4 protein-coding genes are annotated in these 4,104 nt (G+C 66.3%); 2 read left to right on the forward strand and 2 right to left on the reverse strand.

The features are described 5' to 3' along the window. Window positions 1-377 precede the first annotated feature (377 nt). Window positions 378-1,106, forward strand: coding sequence for a hypothetical protein (locus AC5E6L_RS14440; protein WP_491230444.1), 729 nt, complete (start codon window positions 378-380; stop codon window positions 1,104-1,106). After that, the gene (idi, locus tag AC5E6L_RS14445) at window positions 1,106-1,639 is read left to right on the forward strand and encodes an isopentenyl-diphosphate delta-isomerase (protein ID WP_491230443.1); all 534 of its coding nucleotides are present in this window, start codon (window positions 1,106-1,108) and stop codon (window positions 1,637-1,639) included. Before AC5E6L_RS14440 ends, idi begins: the two co-directional genes overlap by 1 nt. A gap of 67 nt (window positions 1,640-1,706) precedes the next feature. Here idi and AC5E6L_RS14450 read toward each other — a convergent pair whose 3' ends face one another. Next, window positions 1,707-2,477: an aspartate/glutamate racemase family protein gene (locus AC5E6L_RS14450; RefSeq protein WP_491774214.1), complete on the reverse strand. Its 771-nt coding sequence runs from the start codon at window positions 2,475-2,477 to the stop codon at window positions 1,707-1,709. Next, window positions 2,474-4,104 (reverse strand): M28 family metallopeptidase (locus tag AC5E6L_RS14455; protein ID WP_491774216.1); only part of this gene is annotated, 1,631 nt, incomplete at its 5' end. The genes AC5E6L_RS14455 and AC5E6L_RS14450, both read right to left, overlap by 4 nt.

Here is a 4,104-nt window from a genome sequence, read left to right on the forward strand (position 1 = left end):
CATTGTGCGACCTGTGGAGCCAGTGCGCCCTCGCAAGAGCCGTCGCTTAGAGCGGCTTGTCTTGAGATGGGAGCGGATTGGTGGACAGGGGGTTTCGCCGCGGCGAGGAAAACGCCGCAGCGCGATCCGACGATCGCGCAAGGCTTTTGACGACGCCGGCGGCGGAAAAGACGTCCAAAGCGCGCGCCGTGCGCCGTTGCCTGGTTTAACCCCTCACCCTTACCCTCTTCCAGCAAGAAGCGAGAGGGTAAGGGGGAGGGACGGCCGGCGAAGCCGACACTGGTCCAAAGGTCTGGGTTGGATTGCGTAAGGGCTGGGTTACATTAAGGGCGGCGCGGTTTCGGGAGAGCCGCCGCGGCGGAAAGGGCCGCCAGGGCATGCAGATCGTCACGCTTTCACTGTTCCGTTTCGCCGGCGCTCCGGCGAAGCTCTGGGCGTTCTCTCAGATGGGCCTGATGCGCCGGGCCGTGGCGCGCATGGACGGGCTGACTTTCGCGAAGATGCTGGGCACCGGCGCCGGCGCGGGCTTTTCGCTCAGGCCCGACTTTGCGACCTACGGGCTCCTGTGCGCCTGGGACGGCATGACGCGCGCGCGTGCCGCGCAGGCTTCGGCGGTGCCGTTCGCGCTCTACCGGGATCATGCGCATCGGTCGGCGACGCTGTTTCTGACGGCCACGCGGACCTGCGGCCGTTGGAGCGGTCGGCAGCCGTTCGTCGTCGATGCGCAAACGCGGCCGGCCGGTCCGATCGTCACCCTGACACGCGCCACGCTGCGCTGGTCGAAACTGGCGACGTTTTGGTCGCTCGTGCCGGCCATTTCCGATACGGCCGGCGACGATGCCCGCCAGCTGTTCATGATGGGCCTGGGGGAGGTGCCCTACAAACATCAGATGACATTCTCGATCTGGGAGGATGAGCAGGCCATGCGCGCCTTCGCGCTCGACAGCCCGACCCATGGCGTGGCCGCGCGGCGCGCCTGGCAGGAAGGCTGGTTCGCCGAATATCTGTTCGCCCGTTTCAACCTTCTGGCCGTCGAGGGCACCTGGCCCGGCCTCGATCGCCTTGCGCCTTCCTTGCAGGCCCCCAAACCGTTGCAGGCCGCCTGATGGACACCATGCGCGACGCCGACACGATCATTCCGGCCATCGCGGACGATGGCTCGTTCTATCCGATCGGCAAGTTGCAGGCACACCGCGAGGCGGTCTTCCACCTGGCCGTGTCGGTGTTCGTCTTTTCGGGCGAGCATCTGCTGATCCAGAAGCGCGCCGCGCACAAATATCATTGCGCCGGGCAATGGGCGAACACCTGTTGCACCCATCCGCATTGGGACGAGCCGGTCGCGACCAGCGCCGCCCGCCGGCTGCGCGAGGAACTCGGCTTCGGCGTGCCGCTCTCCGAGCGGCACGAGGTGGAATATTCGGCCGATGTGGGCAATGGGCTGCACGAGCATGAGCGTGTGACCATGTATGTCGGCCAGGTGGACCGCCGGACGCTGGAGGTCCGGCCCAACCCGGACCAAGTGGAGGCGGTGCGCTGGGTGACGGCCGACAGGCTCAGGGCCGACATGGCGCAAAATCCCGCAGACTATACGCCATGGTTCCGCATCTATTGCGACCGGTTTCCCGATCTGAAGATCTGATCGAGAGGGCGGAACGAGGCGCGCCATGGGCCTGTGCTGATGACGCCGATCGCTCAAACGGGGCGCTTCAGTGCAAGCCGGCCGCCATCGGGCTCGATGCCCGCCAATGGGCGCGCGGGTAGGCCACCACGCTGTGGGACAGCCCGGTGCGCGCCAGCAATTCGGCAAGCATGATCGAGGCGGGAACGGGGTTGACCACCGGGACGCCGATGCGTTCGGAGAGTTCGGTCTCGATGCCGTGGAACGCCATGCTCATGCAGCCCAGAACGAGCGTATCGGCGCCGTCCTCCTCGACGGCGCCGCGGCCGACCTCGGTCAGCCGGTCCAGCGTGCGGCCCCTGTCGCGCGCCAGGTCCATGACCGAGAGCCCGGCCCCCCGCGTCGATGCATGGCGATCGGTCATGCCGTATTTTCCGGGGTTTTCCCGCCCCCGGCTGCCGCCCCCCTTATTCGGCGCGATGATCGAAAAGAGCGCACCCAGTTGAGCCGCCACGTGCATCGATGCCTGACCGGACGCGGTAACGGGGATCGAGACCAGTTCCCGGCAGGCATCGAGCCCCGGATCGCTGAAGCAGGAGATGATCACCGCGTCATAGCCGGCGTCCTGCGCCGCCACGACGGCCTCAAGCAGCGCCGGCACCGCCATGGCCGCATCGACCCGGTTTTCGATGGCCGGCGGGCCGGCCTCCGGTGCGGCGATGTCCACGGCAACGTCCGGGCCGACCAGCGCGCGCAGATAGCCAAGCCGGCGGTCGACCTCGGCCTGTCCGAGGTCGGTCTTCCGCTTGGTCGTCGTCATTTGATAGAGAAGCCGGACCATGGGGCGCCGCCGCGTCATGAAAGGCTCCGCTCGACGAGCGCGCGCGCCTCGCGCAGCGCGGCCATGTAGCGGTTGGCGCCGCGCCGCAGGTCGGTGCGCACCTGATTGACGATATCGCCGATGGGCCGTTCCAGGGCGGCCGCCGCGCTCAGCCCGGGCAGTGCGGGACAGGCAATCGCCGGGTCCTGCATGAAGGCCGGCTCGCGCGTGTAGTTGAGCCGAACCAGGATACGGGACAGGCGCATGCTGGTATGGTTGGCCCTGTCTGCCGGCAAGGCGCCATCCTCGATCGATCGATAGAAGCGCTCCAGGCTTTCGTCCAGGGCGGTCGTGGCCGCCAGGAGAGGGCGGAAGTCGAACGTTTCGCCCGCGGCCCCGGCGTAACCCGTCAGGGTCTGGGTGAATTCCGACATCGTGGCGCGCCAGTCGGTTTGCAGATACTCCGCCGTTGCGTGACGCATCACCGACAGCGTGTAGATTTTCAGATCCGTCAGCAGTATATCGCGATCGGCGATGTCCATCTGGTCGTCTTCGGTATGCCATGCGATGTTGCCGCCGCACCCGGAGACCTCGTAATAGCCTTTCTCTTCCAGCATCTGGTCGGTCATGGTCGAACTGAGCATGAAGTGACCGCTGATGCCGATGTTGTAGAAAGAATAGTCGCCGGCCCGCTTTGGCCGGATGAACCCCGGCGTCTGGCCGGTGACGTCTTCTATCACGCCGGTCACGAAGCCGTGCAGTTCGCTCATGCATGTGGTCTTGTGGTAGCTGGTGGCCCAGCGGCAGCCGGGGCTGTCGCAATTGATTTGGACGACGCAATTCTCGTCGAGATCGAGGCCGAAATGATCGGCATACCAGGCGCTGCCGCAATAGCGCCCCGTGGAATGGCCGGGCCACCACGCCACGCGGACCGACCGGGCCAGCGCGTCGCGATTGCGCCACAGCGCGTCCGCCAACCCCAAGAGCACGGCGTCGCCGGTGGCGTTGTCGCCCACGCCGACGTCCCAGGAATCGTAGTGCCCGTGCACGAGGACGAACCGGTCCGGCTCGCTGGTGCCCGGTATGGTCACGGTCGGCACCTTCTGTTTGAACCAGCCTTCCTCCAATTCGCTTTTCATCGTGACGGTGATCTTGCCGTCGGCCATTGCCCGTATCGCCTGCCCGTCCGCGTTGTTGACCGCGACGACCGGAATGCGCGGATGGCGCTTGCCGTCTTCCAGCCCCGGCGAGCCCCAGACCGTGCTGGAGGTGCCCCAATGGATGTTGTCGCCCGGATTGATGACGATCAGTCCGACCGCGCCCATGTCCTGCACAAGCGACGTCAGCGCCGGATTGCCGAACCCTTCGGTGATCAGCACGCGGCCGCAAATGCGGGCGCGGAAATCCGCCCAGTCGGTGAAATTGTCTCCGAACACGTCGCGCACGTCGCGGCTGTAAAGGCGCAGGTTTTTCGGGTTCGCCGGAAGATAAAGGAGCGGCGCGCTCAATCCGTCGGGTGCCGGTTTGGACAGGGCGGGCGGCTTTGCGCGGAACGTGCGTCCGCCGATCGCGACCGATGCCGAAAGCGGTACCGACAAATAAACCGTCGGTTCGTGCACCTCGACCGGAAGCCCCAGCGCCTCGGCCGCCTCGACGATCATGTCCG

It is taken from the genome of Roseitalea sp., assembly GCF_984466335.1.

What these genes read in the sequence shown, in the direction of transcription:
- AC5E6L_RS14450 (WP_491774214.1), bottom strand. Translation starts at nt 2,477, where the DNA reads ATGACGCGGCGGCGCCCCATGGTCCGGCTTCTCTATCAAATGACGACG.
- AC5E6L_RS14440 (WP_491230444.1), top strand. Translation starts at nt 378, where the DNA reads ATGCAGATCGTCACGCTTTCACTGTTCCGTTTCGCCGGCGCTCCGGCG.
- idi (WP_491230443.1), top strand. Translation starts at nt 1,106, where the DNA reads ATGGACACCATGCGCGACGCCGACACGATCATTCCGGCCATCGCGGAC.